Genomic DNA, 16,515 nt, shown 5'->3' with positions numbered 1-16,515 from the left:
CGGCGCCTCCCTTCTCACAATCTACGAGCCGAACTGCCGGCTCATCACAGTTTCAGACCTGATTTCATGAGGGGGTCTAATATCATGCCAATTGGCAAGCGCCTCGCCGGCACGCTGCTCTTCACCACCGCGCTGACGTTTCCAGCCTTCGCCGCTGCACAAGAGGCTGAGCAGCCTCCAGTGACCGAAGAAGCGGCTGGAGAACCAGTCGAGAGCGAAGGAGAGCAAGCGGCGCAAGAGCAGCAGCCGGATGTCTCCGTGCCAGGCGGCGGAATTATCGTCACCGGCCGCCGCAACCGCGATCCGCAGCGCGCCTCGACCCAAGTGCTGAGCGTATTGTCAGAAGAAGACATCGCGCGCACTGGCGAGAGCGATATTGCTGGCGCGCTTGGCCGAGTAACCGGCCTGTCGCTGGTCGGCGATGGCCGCGTGTTTGTGCGCGGTCTTGGCGATCGCTATTCGCTTGCTCTGCTCAATGGCTTGCCCCTGCCGAGCCCGGAGCCGCTCAGCCGAGTTGTACCGCTTGATATCTTCCCGACCAGCGTGGTCGCGTCCTCTTTGGTGCAGAAAACCTATTCGGCAAACTTCCCCGGTGAATTCGGCGGCGGTGTGATCAACCTCACCACGCGCGCCGTGCCGGCAGAAGACTTCCTCAGCTTCAGTTTCAGCACAGGCGGCGACACTGAGACCACTTTTCAGGATGGGCTGACCTATTTTGGCTCTGATCTCGACCCGTTCGGTTTCGACAATGGCAACCGCGATATCCCATCCAATCTCGCCGCTTTCTTTGCGAGCGGAGACCGGATCGAAGACACCTCGATCGAAGTTCAAGAAGGGGTTGCGGGGCAAATCCTGCCGACCAATCTGGTCACCTTGCAGCGCGATGACACGCTGCCCGCGAACTTTTCCGCATCGATAACCGGCGGAACCTCGATAGAACTGGGCGGGGACAATTACCTCGGCATCATCGCCACTGCATCGATCAAGAACAATTGGCGCAACCGCAATGTGCGCAGCCAGTTTGCAACGCCTGATCTAGCCACCGTCACCGAAGACTTCACGACCTTCATCACCGACAACAATGTGCTGGTGAACGGCCTGCTCAGCTTTGGCCTCGACCTCGGTCCGCACACCTTGCGCTGGACCAATCTCTATATCCGCGACACGCTGAAAACTGCACGGCTTGAGCAAGGCACAAACTTCATTTTCGGCGAAACCGGGTTTGACTTTGCCAATCAGCAAACCGCCTGGTTTGAGCGGCAGCCGATCGACACGCAATTTGTTGGCGAGTTTGATTTTGACCGTTTCGACCTTGACGTGCGCGCTGGATATGCCGGCACCGACCGCGAAGCGCCGTTCAACGCCAATGTCCGCTACACCCGCACGAATTTTGCAGAAGATCCGCTTGGCGAATTCTTCGTGGCCTACCTCAACCGTCTGTCCGACACTGGCCTAACGACCATCGCCTTTGACGATCTGCAGGAAGAACTGCTGTTTGGAAGTATCGACGTCTCTTACGAAGTGACCGATACGCTCGAGCTGACGGCAGGGTATGCCTATAGTGACACGGATCGCCGCTCCTCCAGCCGCGAGTTTAGCCCGCTGATCGAAGGCGATGTGCTGGATGACAGCTTGGTCCCGATCCTCGGCTTGCGCCGCCCGGGTGACCTCATCAACGGAGCAACGCTCGCGGGCTTCAATGTCCGTCTCGACGAGACCAGCCCGTTTCCCGTCTTTGACGCAGCGCTGGAAACGCAGGCCGGGTACGGCATCGTCCGCTACCTGCCGACCGACACGCTGACGATGGAGTTTGGCGTCCGCTATGAGGATGCGACGCAAACTGTCGCGCTTGATCAGACTATCTTCACCACGCCTATTGTCGGCGCAACGCCAACCAACCTCGCGGAGGATTACTTCCTACCGGGCACGACGATCACATGGGAGCCGGTCGAGGATCTACAGCTGCGCCTCGCGGCGTCCAAGACGATTGCCCGGCCGCAATTCCGCGAACTCGTGGAGCAGACCTATTTCGATCCGGAATCAAACCGCGAATTTCGTGGCAACCCCTTCCTGACCGACAGCGAGCTGTTCAACCTTGAGGCGCGCGCCGAATATTACATCAGCGGCTCTGACCGGGTCAGCATCGCGGGCTTCTATAAGGAAATCGACAATCCGATTGAGGCCTTCATTTTCTCAACCGCTGGCGACCTGGTGACCAGCTTTGCCAATGCGCCCAAGGCAGAGCTTTACGGCGCAGAGATCGATCTGGTCTACGGGATTGACCTCTACAATTGGGGTGGCAGCTTCTTTGAAACCAAACAGCTGCTGTTTCTTGCCAACTACACCTACACCCAGTCGCAGATCTCGGTCGACCCGAGCGATGTGACCTTTGTGCCTCCGGGCGGCGAAACCAACGCGTCGCTCCTGTTTGATGATGGCGATCCGCTGGTCGGACAATCAGATCACATCGCCAACTTCTCTATCGGGATTGAAGACACAGAGAAGGTTCAGCAGTTCACCGTGCTGTTCAACTATGCGAGCGAGCGGGTGACGACACGCGGGTTCCAACGACCTGACATCGTCGAGGATCCTGGCCTGACCGTCGATATCGTTGCGCGCTCTGAGGTGGGCATGTTTGGCCAGCCGTTCGAGTTGGAGCTAGAAGTGCGTAACATCTTTGGCCGCGACAATCTGGAGTTTCAGGAGAACTCTAACAACCGGATCGACATCAACAGCTATTATGTCGGCACCTCGTTCTCAATCGGGATCAAGACCGAATTCTAAGCGCTGAGCGCACCACCTCTCCCAGGATCGCTCAGACACTTTAAAGGCCGCTTTGGGAAACCAGAGCGGCCTTTTTTAGGTTTTACAGGGAAACTGGGCGATCAGGGCAGATCGAAAACATATCCGCGCGAGCGCACCGTGCGCAGCGGATTGCCGCCGCCCGCCTGCTTAATCGCGCGCCGCAACCGGCCAATCCAGACATCGACCGTGCGCTCATCAATGGGCGGCTCGCGCTTACCCAGCCCGTTGATCAAATCATCGCGGGTGAGCACGCGGTTGGGGTTTTCCGCCAGAAAGCGCAGCAGGCGAAATTCATTGGGTCGCAGCGAGATGACCTCCCCGTCCCAGCGCGCCTGCAAGGCCGCCATATCAATCGAGAGATCGCCGACCTCGAACAGGCGCGCCGCGTGCCGATCATTGGGGCGCGATTGCAGCGCCAGCACTCGGTAGAGCACCTTGGTGCGGTCAATCGGCCCGACCATATAATCATGTGCCCCGGCCTTTAAGGCGCGGCGGCGATCATCATGATCATCTTGCTCAAGCACCATCGTCACATGTGCCTCTTTGGTGCGCGGATCGGCGCGCAATCGGCGGCACATCTCCAGGCCTGCCAGATCGTCCATCACCCAGTCGACAAAGGCCCACATCGGACCTTCGACCAAGCGGCGCGGGCCATCGGAATAGAGCCGATCAAAGGTGAATTGGCGGTCGCCATAGACAAAGTCGTCCTGGTTTTCAGCCAGATCGCTGGTCAGAAAAATGTTAATGACGTCCACGACCACCCCGCTTCGCTTTGAAGCTGAGATGACGGCGACTTATGACGCATTCATGACGTGTTTTTGACCGCTACAGCGATCTTGTCACATTTGAGGAATTGGAGGCACTTGAGATTGCATAAACTCGCAAAAAGTCAGGTCAAAGTCATCCCGCCATCTACAATCAAAGTCTGGCCCGTCATGTAGCTCGACAAGGGAGATGCGAGAAACAGCGCCGCGCCCGCCATATCCTCTGGTGTGCCCGTTCGCCGCATGGGAATACCGCTGACCATGGCTTCCAATCGCTCAGGGTGGTCGGTCATGACCGACGTCATCTTGGTCGGGACTAGGCCGGGCGCTATACCGTTTACCCGGATGCCATCGCGCGCCCACGCCGCGCCAAGCGTTTTCACAAGGCTTGCCGCGCCTGCTTTGGACGCTGCATAGGCAGGGTTGCCGATCGCTGCGTTGAACGCGGCGACAGAGGAGATCACGATCATCGTGCCGCTTTTCTCCGCCAATGCGGAGTGAAAGGCGCGCGCGGAATCGGCGATCGAATTGAGATTGACGTCCACGACCGCATCCCAGCCATGGCTCATAAACTCCTCGCGCCCATAGCGCACCAGCCCCTGACACTGAACCAGCACATCAGGCTCCAGCATGGCATCAGGCAAAGCGTCCACCGCTTTGCGGTCCGTCACGTCCAATTGGTGATAGGTGAGGCCCGTAAAATCACTGTCTTCCGCCTCAAGGTAATCGCCCGCATCAGGCCGCGTTCCGGTGACATGCACCTCCGCGCCGCGTGCTCGAAAGCCCTGCGCAATCCCATTGCCGATTCCGCCTGATCCGCCGACCACGAGGACAAGTTTGCCAGTAAAGTCGAGTGGGTCAGTCATGGTCATGTGTTCCTTAAATCTCGCGGCTCACGACTTCCTTCATGATCTCGCTCGTGCCGCCATAGATGCGCTGCACGCGCGCGTCGCGCCATAGGCGGGCGATGGGATATTCGTTCATATAGCCTGCCCCGCCATGCAGTTGCAGCGCGGCATCGACCATCTCCCATTGCATTTCAGTGTGCCACAGCTTTGCGGCGCTGGCCTCTCCCGTGGTCAGCTCGCCGCGCAGGTGACGAGCAATGGCCCAGTCGAGATGCGCCCAGCCAACTTGCAGCTTTGCCTGCAGGTCTGCGAGCGTGAATTTGGTGTTCTGGAACTCAAACACGGTGGAGCCAAAGGCTTTCCGATCCTTAGTGAAGTTGACCGCTTCGTCAAAGGCGCGCTGAGCCCCCCCATGGCGGACACCGCAATGGAAAGACGCTCTTGTGGCAGCTCTTCCATAAGATGGATAAATCCGCGATTTTCGCCGCCTAAGATATTGGTCTTAGGCACTCGCACATCTGCGAAGAACATTTCGGACGTGTCAGCGGAATGCTGCCCGATCTTGTCGAGATTGCGCCCGCGCTCAAAACCGGGCGTATCTGCATCGACCAGGATCAGTGACGTTCCCTTGGCCCCTGCATTGGGGTCAGTCTTGGCCACCACAATCACAACATCGGCGTTCTGACCGTTGGTGATATAGGTTTTGGAACCGTTGATGACCAAGTGATTGCCATCCTCAACCGCGGTGGTCTTGATCCCTTGAAGATCACTCCCAGCGCCGGGTTCGGTCATGGCAATGGCGGTGATGACATCGCCAGAGATCATCCCGGGAAGGTACTTCGCCTTTTGCTCATCGCTGCCCAGCCGTTCGAAATAGTTGACCGTGATGTCGTTTTGCAGCGTGAAGCCGGCCGAGGAACCCATGTACGATAGCTCTTCGTCAAATACGCAGTTGAATCCGAAATCAAGGCCCAACCCGCCATGTTCCTCAGCGATCGTCGGGCAAAGCAAGCCCGCATCACCCAAAGCCTTCCATGCTTTACGCGGTACAACACCCTCTTCCTCATGTTGGTCGAGGTAAGGTTCCATATGCTCTGCAAAGACTTTGCGAACGGTATCACGAAATGCCTCGTGATCTTCGTTGTAGACGGTGCGGTGGGCGACGTTGAGCATTGGTGTTTCTCCTCCAGATTGTCATATAAGTTGCTGGTTGCGATTCATGCCGCAAGCACAGATTTTGTAAAGGCTGCAAAGCCAAAATTGCCTTGCGAAATTCGCATGAATACCAGTGCACGCTTGCAAAATGAGTGGGGCAGACGCACATGCTCAGACACATGAAGTCGCCCTCCCACACCGAATATCGCTCTGGCTCTGATCCGCGCATCTTGCGCGATGCGCTTGGTACGTTTGCAACCGGTGTCACTGTGGTTACGTCGCTGGGCGATAATGGAGAGCCTGTGGGGCTTACCGCCAACAGCTTCACCTCGGTCAGCCTTGATCCGCCTTTGCTGCTGGTTTGCCCGGCGCGCAGCGCGTCGACCACCAGCGCGCTAGAAGGCAGCGATCATTTCGCCATCAATGTCCTGCGCGCGGATCAGCGGCATATATCCACTTTGTTCGCGACCAAAGGGACGGATCGCTTTTCCGAGGTCGCATTTGACACTTGCGAGCACGGGGTGCCCATCATCCACGATGCGCTGGCGAACTTTGAATGCCGCAAACACGCCGTGCATGATGGCGGCGATCACCTAATCCTGATCGGGGAGATCACGCGCGTGCGCTTCACGCCGGAACATGACCCACTGCTCTACTATGGCGGTCAATATCGCAGTCTGCTTGCCGACTGATCAGCAGGCGTGATTTTGCGGCGCGAGGCCGCAGTTAGCCGACAAATGCACGTTCGATCACAAACTGGTTTGGCTGTGAATTGCTGCCTTCGGTAAAGCCGCGCTCTTCCAGATCAGCCGCGTGATCCTTGATCATGGCCATGCTGCCGCACAGCATCACGCGGTCTTCATCCGGCACGAAGTGCTTGGGACCATTGCTCTTTTCGAACAATTTGCCGCTGTCGATAAGCGTTCCGATCCGCCCAGTGGTGTGGAAATCTTCACGCGTCACTGTCGGGATGTAATGGAAGCGTTTGCGGTCTTCGTCTTCCAGCAATGGATCGCCTTCAAGTTGGCTTTCCAGCAATTCGCGGTACGCCAATTCGTTCACTTGCCGCACCGAATGAACGATAAAGATCTCGTCATAAAGATTGTAGATCTCTGGATCACGGGCGAGGCTCATGAATGGAGCAAGGCCTGTCCCGGTAGACAGCATGAACAGCCGTTTGCCTGGCAGCAAAGCGTCCGTCACCAGCGTGCCGGTTGGCTTCTTGCCCAGATAGATCGGATCGCCAACCTTGATATGCTGAAGCCGCGAGGTCAGCGGGCCATCTTGCACTTTGATCGAGAGGAATTCGATCTCTTCCTCATAGCTCGGGCTGGCCATCGAATAGGCGCGCAGCAGCGGTTTGCCATTGTCGCCCGGCAGGCCGATCATGATGAATTCGCCCGACCGAAAACGGAAAGCCGCAGGCCGCGTGATCCGCAAGGTGAACAGGCTGTCAGTCCAGTGATGGACATAGGTGACGGTCTCAACGGAAAGCGCGCCGCTTTCGGTGAACTGATCTCGATCTAAAATGAGCTCGGTCAATTAGGGCCTCGATAAATTGAATATAACGACCAGTCGCCATGGACGGCGAGGCCGTGGCGCCCGATGCGCCGGATGTGTCTTCGCGGCGCATTTGGCGGTTTGGTCAACGCTCTTCAAGTGAGTTTAGCGTTCACTCCTGAAAGTCAGCCTTGGGACGATTGACCGGCCAGCTGCCTTAGGACGCTGGCTGAGGCAGCGCCAAAGCAACCTTTGATGCAAGTGCAGAGACCTGCCCTGCTGGCGCCGGATCAGCGGGCGGGATTGGCCCTTCCTCTGGCCACAGCGCGAGCATAGCGGTGAGCTGCGTGCGCACGTCCTCGGCGCGCGGTGTGTCCAAGTCCGCCGCCATTTGCCAAGCCACGCGGGTAAAGCCCCAAGCGTCCTGATACTCAGCGGGATCGGTGACTTTCCCGTCAGAAACCGCAACGCTGTATTCAGCGACGGCCGTGTCCATCAGAAAGCGAATGATCTCCACCTCATCGCCGCCGGCCTTGCCGCGCACTTCGCGCAGGTTCGCCTCAACCGCCGTCAATTGCGGCTCAATCTCCGACGCTGGCTTACCTGCTTCAAGCGCGGCTGACACCGCTTCGAATGGTGCCGGATCAAACCCGATTTCCTCTAGGCCTGCGCGCTCAGAGGCGTGCGTTTCGGAAACCGGGTGGAGCAAATGCGGGGCCGCGGCCGTTAGATCGCCTGCCCGGTAGAGCGCAAGGCCCGCTGCAACATGGCCAGACATAAAGGCGAGGCGATTGGGCAGTTCTAGCGCACCGACATCCGCGCCCGCTTCGCCGCCCTCTCCTTCACCGCCAGCCGCTTCGCCGCCTTCGCCAGCCTCACCGCCAGTGCCAGCTTCTCCGGTTTGTACAGCTTCACCGCCCTCGCCGCCTTCGCCAGCGCATCCTGCCAGCCCGCTGCCCATCAGCGCGGTCGCCACACCCAATCCAGTCCACAATTTCAGCTTGGAATTCATTGTCTCGCCTTTCGCGCAATACTATGCTCCAAATCCTAGCCACACTGTGCGCTTGCGCAACACACTATCGGGCCAAACATTCAATGATCCTGACGATATCCGCGATTACAGACCAGCAAATTCTGGACACTATCACTACCCAATTGGGCGAGTTAACCTGGCAAGATGGACGCTCAACAGCTGGCAAAACTGCCAGCGCAGTGAAGGTCAATCAGCAGGCAGTAATGAACAATGAGGCTGGCCAAGCGCTGCGCCAGACGCTGCTGCCGCATATCGTCGACAATCCGATTCTGCTGGTAGGCGCACGGCCCCGGCGGTTCTCGCATTTCCTTGTAAGCAAGACGGAAAACGGCGGCCATTACGGCGCACATATCGACAATGCGCTAATGGGCAAAGGCGAAGGCCGAATGCGCAGCGACCTTTCCTTCACACTGTTTCTGACCCCGCGCGATCAATATGAGGGCGGTGAGCTAACTATCCACAATGCAGGCGCGGCGCAGGAGATTGCGGGCGAAGCAGGCCAGTTGGTGCTTTACCCATCGACCAGCATTCACGAAGTGCGCCCGGTAACCTCCGGAACACGGCATGTCTGCGTCGGTTGGATCGAGAGCCTGATCGCCGACGGGCCTCAGCGAGAGCTATTGTTCGACCTCGACAATCTGCGCGCCAGCTTGCGTGCAGCGGGCAACATCGATCCGGCGCTGTCGCTGACGCTCGATAAGAGTATCGCCAATCTGATCAGGATGTGGGCGCAGCCTTAGACGTTTAGGCGCGCCATCACACCTCGGATCAGTTCCAACCGGCTTGGTCGTAAATCCGCACCGCTTGCGCTTGACCTTTGCCAATCTCCGCCGCGTTCAGCGTGTCCGGCTTAAACTCGCCTAGACCCTCGACCGAAGATGACGCCGCGACACTCAAGACTGCTGGATATTCATTGTTACCATTGGCGAAATATTGCTGCGCGCTTTCCTCGGTCAAATACTCAAGGAAGCGGATCGCATTTTCGCGGTTAGGGGCGTGATTGAGCACGCCAGCGCCGCTGATATTGATGTGCGTGCCGGTGGTTTCCTGATTGGGAAAGATCACCCCGATGGCCTCCAGAACCTCGGGATTTTCCGCATCCTCAGCCGCATAGCGCGCAAGGTAATAGGAATTAACGATCGACATGCGGCATTCGCCAGAAGCGACCGCTTCGATATTAGCCGTATCATTGCCCTGCGGCGGTCGGGCAAAATTGGCGACCATGCCGCTGGCCCAATCCTGTGCGGCCTCCGCGCCATTGTTGGCGATCATGCTGGAGAGCAGCGAGATATTGTAGATGTTGGAAGAAGAGCGGACACAGATCGCACCTTTATAGGCCGGGTCGGTCAGGTCTTCATAATTGGCCAAGCCTTCCGGCTCGCCCGCTGCCTTATTGTAAATAATCACGCGGGCACGGGTGGAAAGGCCAAACCACAAGCCATCGGGATGCCGCAAATATTCCGGCAGACGCTCGGTCAGCACATCAGACTGCGCCGCAGACAAAATGCCCGCTTCCTCGGCCCGCCAAAGACGGCCTGCATCGACCGTGACCAGCAGGTCTGCTGGTGAAAACTCGCCTTCGCTGACAATCCGCTCGATCAAAGCATCCGCGCCTGCCTCAATGCGGTTCACACGAATGCCAGTTTCGCGGGTAAAATCCTCATACAAGGCCAAGTCTGTGTCATAGTGACGCGAAGAATAGAGGTTCACCTCACCAGTGATTTCGGCGCCTTCCGACGTTTCGCTGTCACCGCTCGCCCCAGAACACGCCGCGAGTGCGCCAGCCAGAATTACCGTCAGGGCATCGCCCAAAAATCGCTTAGCCATTATGTTTCCTTGAATTCTTATTGCGATTGATTAGCATTAGAATATATTTAAGCAAGCCTTCATGGCGTGACGGCGATCAATCGTTTGTTGGCGCGGCCGCAAATGCCAACACGCTCGCCGCGCGCGGCTGCACCGACACTCGCGCCCCGATCGCCGGCACATCGCCGCCCGCAAGCTCAATCGACAACTCTTCCCTGCCATCATTGGCAATGACAATTTGCGCGCGCGCGCCCGTGCGGCGAATGTCGCGAACCACTAATCCGCGCCCCTCTCCCGCGGTTGTCACTTCAAAACCATCCGCCCGCAGCAGCAGCTCTAAGTTGAGGCTGTCCGGGGCATCACCCACCAAAGCGGATAGCGGCCACGTGCCAAAGGCGGTCGCAATCCCGCCCTCTACGCATTCGCCCGCAATCACCTGAGCGCCCCCGAAGATCGCGCCCACTTGTGCGCTGCTAGGCGTGTCATAAAGCTCGTGCGGGGTGCCGAATTGCGCGATCCTTCCGCGGTCCATAACCGCGATTTGGTCGCCAATATCCAGCGCCTCTTCCGGATCATGCGTTACCATGATCACTGTCGCTCCGCGCTGGCGCAGCAAAGCCCGGCATTCGCGCCGCAGGCTTTTACGCAGGACAATATCGACGCTCGCAAAGGGTTCATCCATGAGCAGCACTTGCGGCTCAGGCGCCATCGCCCGGGCCAAGGCTGCGCGCTGCTGCTGCCCACCGGATAGTTCGTGCGGATAACGCGCCCCAAGCCCGGCAAGGCCAACCAGTTCCAGCCATTCTTCGGTCACATCGCTGCCGCCGCGCGATTTCGGCAGTCCGAAGGCGACATTTTGCGCGATTGTCATATGCGGAAACAGGGCGCCATCCTGAAAGACCAGCCCAACGGGGCGCTTCTCCGGCGGCGGAGAATGGTTCTCATCGGCCAGCAATTCGCCGTCAATATACACGCTGCCTTGCTGCACGGGCAGCAACCCGGCGGTGAGATTTAGCAAAGTTGACTTGCCACAGCCCGACGATCCAAGCAGACACGTGATCTCTCCTTGGGGCGCTGTGAAGCTGATGTCTTTTAACGCCCTAGTGTTACCGTAAGCATGGGCGATATGGCGAAATTCGAGGCTCAAATCTTTATTCCGGGCCAGTTGCGTTGAGCCGCCTTAGGCTCAATGCTTTGCCGCGCGCAACCGCGAAGCGCGATGACGCAGCGCTCTCGCCCACCGCATCGTCCGGCCTTGGGGCGCTGGACCGGTGGTCGCTGGGCGCATGGATCATTGCGGCCTTGGCGGCAATTCCGATCATTACCATTGTGGTCTCCGCGCCGAGCGGCGGGATCGACAGCCTACTCCAGCTTGCCTCCACCATCCTCACCGATTATTTGATCAACACCAGCGCGCTGATGATGCTGACCGGTTTGGTCGCGAGCATCGTCGGCGTTGGCACGGCATGGCTGATCAGCGCGGCGCGCTTTCCCGGCAGGCGAATACTGGCCTGGGCCTTGGTGCTGCCGCTCGCCGTGCCCGCCTATATCGCCGCCTACATCTATGCCGATCTGCTGTCGTTCACGGGCCCTGTGCAAAGCATGCTGCGCGCGGCAACTGGTTGGGGCCTCGGGGAATACAGCTTCCCTCAGATCCGCTCGCTTCCCGGTGCGGCTCTGATCTTGGGCCTCGTCCTCTATCCTTACGTCTACCTGCTAGCCCGCGCTGCTTTTTCCGCGCAAAGCCTCGGTCAATTTCGCGCCGCTCGCAGCCTTGGCGCAGCTCCGCTACGCGCATTCACCCGTGTCGCTTTGCCCGCCGCCAGACCGGCAATCGCTGGCGGCCTCGCGCTCGTCCTGATGGAGACTTTGGCCGATTTCGGCGTCGCGGAATATTTCGCCATCCCGACCTTCAGCACCGGCATTTTCCGCAGCTGGCTGGCGATGGGCGACAAACAATTGGCACTCAAACTGGCGGCATTCATGCTGGTATTCGTGATCGCGCTGGTCGTGTTTGAGGCAAGCAGCCGGCGCGGCCGCACCGATACCCGGGATGCCGCCCGATCCGATGAAGCCTTGGTTGCCCTGAACGGCTGGCAGCAAACGCTGGCGCTCATTTTCTGCGCCCTGCCCGTGCTGCTCGGCTTCGGCATCCCCGCTGCGCATCTTGTGGTTCTGGCGTTCCAGACTGGCGATCAAATGAATGCCGCAACCTTGTGGAGCTACGCGCAAGACAGCCTGACCCTCGGCCTCAGCGCAGCGCTGGTTTGCACCATAGCGGCGGTCGTCCTGGCCTTTGCTCAGCGCCGCTCAAACAGCCACATCACGCGCTTTGCCATCCGGGTGGCAACATTGGGCTATGCCCTGCCCGGCGCACTGCTGACGGTGGGGTTGCTTGCTCCTTTGGGCGTGTTCGACCAAGCGATCACCCGCTTTTCTCGCGACACATTTGGTTTCACACACGGGCTGCTGCTCGCGGGCACCAGCGCGATACTTATCTATGCCTTGTCTGTTCGGTTTCTGACCGTCGCGTTCAATTCGGTCAGTGGCGGGTTTGAAAAAGTCCCGCCATCGCTGGATGCCGCCGCACGCTCGTTGGGCGCGGGACCTGGAGAGGTCATGCGGCGGATCCATATCCCGCTGCTCATGCCCAGCCTCGCCGCCGCCGCTGCACTGGTGTTCATCGACACCCTGCGAGAGCTGCCAGCAACCTTGATCTTACGGCCCTTCAACCTCGAAACTTTGGCCACGCGGGTCTATCGGCTCGCCAGCGATGAAAAGCTGGCCGAGGCATCCACCGCCAGCCTCTTAATCCTTGCCGCAGGTCTGATCCCAGTGCTGATGCTGAACCGCGCGACCCAGGTATAAGCGCAACTGCCCACCGCCTTTCTGTCAGCCAAACCTGTCAAATCAAACTGTCATGGGGACTTGTCCCGCGCCGCGCACTCGTCCACAAAGCCAATGACATGGCTCGTTTTCCTTTCTCTGCCATCGTCGGTCAAGACGAGATGAAGCAAGCTTTGCTGATCGCGGCGATTGAGCCTGCGATTGGCGGTGTTATGGTGTTCGGCGATCGCGGCACCGGCAAATCGACCGCTGCGCGCGCGCTCGCCAGCCTGCTCCCGCCGATCTCATCAGTGGAGGATTGCCGCTACAATTGCTTGGGCGATCAGCGCGGCACTTGCCCTGATCCATGCACGTCAGGCCGGGTACGAAAACGCTTGGTTCCCTTCGTTGATCTGCCGCTTGGCGCAACCGAAGACCGCGTGATCGGCGCGCTCGATCTGGAAAAGGCGCTGCGCGCGGGCGAGAAGAGTTTTGAGCCCGGATTGCTAGCCAAAGCGCATCGCGGCTTTCTCTACATCGACGAGATCAACCTGCTCGAAGATCATCTGGTCGATCTGCTGCTCGATGTTGCAGCGTCCGGCGAAAACGTGGTCGAGCGCGAAGGGCTATCCGTGCGCCACCGCGCTAAATTCGTGCTCATCGGCAGCGGCAATCCAGAAGAAGGCGAGCTGCGCCCGCAATTGCTCGACCGTTTTGGTCTGTCCGTGGAAGTTCGCACGCCGACCGAGCTTGATCAGCGCGTGGAAATCATGCGCCGCTGCGGCGATCAGGAACGTGACCCAGAAGGCTTTGCCGAGCAATGGGCGAATGAAGAGGCAAAAATCCTGCGCCAGGTTGCGCGCGGCAAGACCAAGATCGCCAAGATGGAAACCCCGGATGCGATCATGCAGGACGCCGCTGAGCTGTGCATGGCGGTCGGCGCAGATGGCCTGCGCGGCGAATTGACTCTGATGCGAGCCGCCCGCGCTCGGGCGGCATTGGCCGGAGCAAAATCGGTCCGCCAGGAGCATTTGATTGCGGTCGCGCCATCGGCCTTGCGTCACAGGCTGCGCCGCGATGTGCTTGATGAAACTGGTTCAACCGTGCGGATTGCCCGCGCGATTGACGAATTGTTCGGATGAGCGCGACGCTGGCAGCCGATGATCCGCTTGCCGATGCGTTGCTCGCTGCCCGCCTGTTCCTAATTGCTCCGGCCGCGCTGGGCGGAATGAAATTGCGCGGTGGCGGCCTTGCTCGTGACGCAATGCTTGCGGCGCTCGAAAATGCTGGTCTCACTATGCGCAAATTGCCGGCCCATGTGGATGATGAGCGATTGCTTGGCGGAGTGGATATCGCCGCCAGCCTGGCCGCTGGAAAGGCGGTCTCACAAACTGGTATTTTGACGGAGGCAGCTCGCGCCAAGGCGGCTTTGCTGGTGCCAATGGCTGAGCGTATGCCGGATGCGCTGGCTGGCAAGCTGTCGCAGGTTTGCGATTCCGGCGAAGAGAGCGCACCTCATGGTCTCATTCTGCTCGATGATGGGATTGACCCGGAGGAAGCGCCGCCGCTCGCTCTGACCGAGCGCCTAGCCTTTCACGCGGACCTGTCTCAGTCGCAGTTCCACGGCTTAGCCGCTCTGCCGCCCGAACCGGAGGCCACCGCGCTCTCGCAAGTGGGCACGCTGAGCGAGGATGCACTGATGGCCCTCACGCAAACGGCGGCTGCATTCGGCATTCACACTGTGCGGCCCTTGCTCTTCGCTCAGACCACTGCCCGTGCCCATGCCAGCCTGTTTGGACGCAGAGAGTTAAGCGAGCAGGATCTCAAAGCCGCCGTTCGTCTGGTCTTGGCGCCGCGCGCACTGCAATTGCCGCAAATGAGCGAGGATGAACAGGAGCCTCCGCCGCAGACGCTAGAGGACCACACGCAAAATGACGAACCTTCGGACAATTCCGAGCCCGGCGAGCGCGATCTTGATGATATTCTCGTTGAGGCCGCGCAGGCAGCGATCCCAGCCGATCTGCTCGCACAACTGACCAGCGGCAAGGCAAAGCGTCAGGCGCAAGGCAGCGGCGCTGGGCAAAAGCGCAAATCGGAACTGCGCGGCAAGCCCTTGGGCACCCGCCCCGGTCTGCCCCGAGGCGGCGCACGCCTAGCCTTGGTCGACAGCCTGAGGGCAGCCGTCCCCTGGCAGCCTCTGCGGCGGCGCGAACGAGTAGGCGCTGGCGGCGAAGAAAGCGGCACGATTATCATTCGTAAGGGCGATTTGCGAGTGAAACGCTTTGAAGAGCGCATGGGCAAGGTCACCATTTTCTGTGTCGATGCCTCCGGCTCAGCGGCGGCCGCACGTCTGGCGGAGGCAAAGGGCGCGGTCGAACTGATGTTGGCCCAAGTCTATGTCACCCGCAGCGAGGTCGCCTTGGTCGCCTTTCGCGGAGAAAGCGCGGAATTGCTGCTGCCGCCAACTCGCTCGCTGACCCGAGCGCGGCGCGCTCTGGCGGAATTGCCCGGCGGCGGCGGCACGCCTCTGGCCAGCGGGCTCAAGATAGCGCGCGAGCTCGCCGATATGATCGCTGCGCGCGGACGCACGCCCAGCCTTGTCGTGCTGACCGATGGCCGAGGCAATATTGCCGCCGATGGCTCGCCAGGCCGAGCGCAAGCGAGCGAGGATGCACAGGCCGCTGCGAAAGCCATTCATTCAGCGGGCTATGAAGGGCTGGTGATCGATATTGCTGCCCGCCCTGGGCCGCACGCGCCGGAACTGGCAAACGCTATGAGCGCACGTTTTCTCGCACTGCCGATGGCGGACGCAAAGATGCTGCACAAGGCGATATCAGCCGCGACCACAGCCAACGCGCAAAACACCAAGACGGCGGCATGAGCCGACCACTCGAATGGGAGCGCGACGGGCTGATCTGGCCTCACCGCGAGGCGAGCGAGTTTGTCAGCGTCGGGCGAACCCGGTGGCATGTTCAGCGAATGGGCAAAGGCCCGGTTTTCCTACTGCTGCATGGAACCGGCGCATCGTGCCATTCCTGGCGCGGCGTCATGCCGCCACTTGCCCAGACGCACAGTGTGATCGCGCCTGACCTGCCGCGCCACGCCTTTACCATCGGCCATCCGCCAGAGGTGATGGCGCTTCCACGTATGGCGCGCGCTCTGTCCAGCCTGCTGAGCGAATTGCAGATCGAGCCCGACCTCATCGTCGGCCACTCAGCAGGAGCGGCATTGGCCCTTCAATTGGCATTGGACCGCGGGCTTGGCATGCCCATCGTGGGGCTCAACGCCGCGCTGCGTCCGTTTCCGGGTCTCGCGGCGCAGCTCTTTCCCGCCTTTGCGAAACTGCTGTTCGTCAATCCTCTGGTGCCGCGATTGTTTTCCAAAAGCGTCGCGCGGGCAGAGGACGCGGAGCGGTTCTTGACCAAAGCCACTCAATCCCAAATCGATGCGGAAGGGATGGCTTGTTACGCCGCCCTGCTGCGCAACAGCCCGCACACCAAAGGCGCGCTTTCGATGATGGCCAATTGGGATTTGCCCGCGCTGCAATCGCGCCTGCCGCAGGTCAGCAATCCAGTCTTGTTGGTGCATTCGGAGCGCGACAATGCGGTGCCGGTTTCGGCTGCTCGCGAAGCGGCAGAATTGCTGCCCAATGCGCGGCTTGAAGAACTGCCCGCACTCGGTCACCTGGCGCATGAAGAGGACCCCAAGAACGCCGCACGCCTGATTGCCGCCTTTGCTGAGCTTCATGGCGTCGGCAGCAAGCAGTAAGGAGAACGCG

At 59.8% G+C, this 16,515-nt stretch carries 13 protein-coding genes and 1 pseudogene; 7 read left to right on the top strand and 7 right to left on the bottom strand.

What is annotated here, in order from left to right; all coding sequences use genetic code 11:
• Nucleotides 1-84 precede the first annotated feature (84 nt).
• The gene (locus tag AC0V6M_RS09340; protein ID WP_486138545.1) at nt 85-2,784 is read left to right on the top strand and encodes a TonB-dependent receptor domain-containing protein; all 2,700 of its coding nucleotides are present in this window, start codon (nt 85-87) and stop codon (nt 2,782-2,784) included.
• A gap of 101 nt (nt 2,785-2,885) precedes the next feature.
• Here the strand turns inward: AC0V6M_RS09340 and AC0V6M_RS09335 are convergent, their stop codons facing one another.
• The 3 genes and pseudogenes from AC0V6M_RS09335 to AC0V6M_RS09325 all read right to left on the bottom strand — a co-directional run bounded on the left by AC0V6M_RS09335 (nt 2,886) and on the right by AC0V6M_RS09325 (nt 5,590).
• Nucleotides 2,886-3,560, bottom strand: a complete 675-nt coding sequence (locus AC0V6M_RS09335) for a response regulator transcription factor (protein WP_486138544.1) — start codon at nt 3,558-3,560, stop codon at nt 2,886-2,888.
• Nucleotides 3,561-3,694: 134 nt separating this feature from the next.
• Entirely contained in the window at nt 3,695-4,435 is a 741-nt protein-coding gene (locus tag AC0V6M_RS09330) for an SDR family NAD(P)-dependent oxidoreductase (protein WP_486138543.1), read from the bottom strand.
• A 13-nt stretch (nt 4,436-4,448) separates the two neighbouring features.
• Nucleotides 4,449-5,590 (bottom strand): annotated as a pseudogene (locus tag AC0V6M_RS09325) (acyl-CoA dehydrogenase family protein).
• A 161-nt stretch (nt 5,591-5,751) separates the two neighbouring features.
• On the opposite strand from AC0V6M_RS09325, the gene AC0V6M_RS09320 reads away from it, so the two are divergent.
• Nucleotides 5,752-6,264: a flavin reductase family protein gene (locus AC0V6M_RS09320; RefSeq protein WP_486138542.1), complete on the top strand. Its 513-nt coding sequence runs from the start codon at nt 5,752-5,754 to the stop codon at nt 6,262-6,264.
• A 34-nt stretch (nt 6,265-6,298) separates the two neighbouring features.
• Here the strand turns inward: AC0V6M_RS09320 and AC0V6M_RS09315 are convergent, their stop codons facing one another.
• Both AC0V6M_RS09315 and AC0V6M_RS09310 read right to left on the bottom strand, forming a co-directional pair.
• Nucleotides 6,299-7,114 (bottom strand): ferredoxin--NADP reductase, encoded by an 816-nt coding sequence (locus AC0V6M_RS09315; RefSeq protein ID WP_486138540.1) that lies wholly within the window; start codon nt 7,112-7,114, stop codon nt 6,299-6,301.
• A gap of 175 nt (nt 7,115-7,289) precedes the next feature.
• Entirely contained in the window at nt 7,290-8,084 is a 795-nt protein-coding gene (locus AC0V6M_RS09310; protein ID WP_486138538.1) for a hypothetical protein, read from the bottom strand.
• 83 nt (nt 8,085-8,167) lie between these two features.
• Between AC0V6M_RS09310 and AC0V6M_RS09305 the strand changes: the two genes are divergently transcribed.
• Nucleotides 8,168-8,845, top strand: coding sequence for a Fe2+-dependent dioxygenase (locus AC0V6M_RS09305; protein ID WP_486138537.1), 678 nt, complete (start codon nt 8,168-8,170; stop codon nt 8,843-8,845).
• 28 nt (nt 8,846-8,873) lie between these two features.
• Here AC0V6M_RS09305 and AC0V6M_RS09300 read toward each other — a convergent pair whose 3' ends face one another.
• Together AC0V6M_RS09300 and AC0V6M_RS09295 are read right to left on the bottom strand one after the other, a co-directional pair.
• Nucleotides 8,874-9,932: a Fe(3+) ABC transporter substrate-binding protein gene (locus AC0V6M_RS09300; protein WP_486138536.1), complete on the bottom strand. Its 1,059-nt coding sequence runs from the start codon at nt 9,930-9,932 to the stop codon at nt 8,874-8,876.
• Nucleotides 9,933-10,008: 76 nt separating this feature from the next.
• Nucleotides 10,009-11,058 carry an ABC transporter ATP-binding protein gene (locus tag AC0V6M_RS09295; protein WP_486138535.1) on the bottom strand — a complete coding sequence of 350 codons (1,050 nt, stop codon included), beginning with the start codon at nt 11,056-11,058 and terminating at the stop codon, nt 10,009-10,011.
• A gap of 47 nt (nt 11,059-11,105) precedes the next feature.
• On the opposite strand from AC0V6M_RS09295, the gene AC0V6M_RS09290 reads away from it, so the two are divergent.
• The 4 genes from AC0V6M_RS09290 (at nt 11,106) to bchO (ending at nt 16,505) form a co-directional block, all read left to right on the top strand.
• Nucleotides 11,106-12,779 (top strand): ABC transporter permease, encoded by a 1,674-nt coding sequence (locus tag AC0V6M_RS09290; protein WP_486138534.1) that lies wholly within the window; start codon nt 11,106-11,108, stop codon nt 12,777-12,779.
• Nucleotides 12,780-12,877: 98 nt separating this feature from the next.
• Nucleotides 12,878-13,879 (top strand): magnesium chelatase ATPase subunit I, encoded by a 1,002-nt coding sequence (locus tag AC0V6M_RS09285; RefSeq protein WP_486138533.1) that lies wholly within the window; start codon nt 12,878-12,880, stop codon nt 13,877-13,879.
• Entirely contained in the window at nt 13,876-15,618 is a 1,743-nt protein-coding gene (locus AC0V6M_RS09280) for a magnesium chelatase subunit D (protein ID WP_486138532.1), read from the top strand. Before AC0V6M_RS09285 ends, AC0V6M_RS09280 begins: the two co-directional genes overlap by 4 nt.
• Entirely contained in the window at nt 15,615-16,505 is an 891-nt protein-coding gene (gene bchO, locus AC0V6M_RS09275) for an alpha/beta fold hydrolase BchO (protein ID WP_486138531.1), read from the top strand. The genes AC0V6M_RS09280 and bchO overlap by 4 nt, the downstream gene beginning before the upstream one ends.
• Nucleotides 16,506-16,515 lie beyond the last annotated feature (10 nt).

The sequence above is a fragment of the Erythrobacter sp. JB3-1 genome (assembly GCF_057364995.1).
Note: the sequence above shows the minus strand (reverse complement) of the source record. Positions and strands in the feature narration are given on the sequence as shown.

What these genes read in the sequence shown, in the direction of transcription:
- AC0V6M_RS09305 (WP_486138537.1), top strand. Translation starts at nt 8,168, where the DNA reads ATGATCCTGACGATATCCGCGATTACAGACCAGCAAATTCTGGACACT.
- AC0V6M_RS09320 (WP_486138542.1), top strand. Translation starts at nt 5,752, where the DNA reads ATGAAGTCGCCCTCCCACACCGAATATCGCTCTGGCTCTGATCCGCGC.
- AC0V6M_RS09285 (WP_486138533.1), top strand. Translation starts at nt 12,878, where the DNA reads ATGGCTCGTTTTCCTTTCTCTGCCATCGTCGGTCAAGACGAGATGAAG.
- AC0V6M_RS09300 (WP_486138536.1), bottom strand. Translation starts at nt 9,932, where the DNA reads ATGGCTAAGCGATTTTTGGGCGATGCCCTGACGGTAATTCTGGCTGGC.
- AC0V6M_RS09280 (WP_486138532.1), top strand. Translation starts at nt 13,876, where the DNA reads ATGAGCGCGACGCTGGCAGCCGATGATCCGCTTGCCGATGCGTTGCTC.
- AC0V6M_RS09310 (WP_486138538.1), bottom strand. Translation starts at nt 8,084, where the DNA reads ATGAATTCCAAGCTGAAATTGTGGACTGGATTGGGTGTGGCGACCGCG.
- AC0V6M_RS09330 (WP_486138543.1), bottom strand. Translation starts at nt 4,435, where the DNA reads ATGACTGACCCACTCGACTTTACTGGCAAACTTGTCCTCGTGGTCGGC.
- bchO (WP_486138531.1), top strand. Translation starts at nt 15,615, where the DNA reads ATGAGCCGACCACTCGAATGGGAGCGCGACGGGCTGATCTGGCCTCAC.
- AC0V6M_RS09340 (WP_486138545.1), top strand. Translation starts at nt 85, where the DNA reads ATGCCAATTGGCAAGCGCCTCGCCGGCACGCTGCTCTTCACCACCGCG.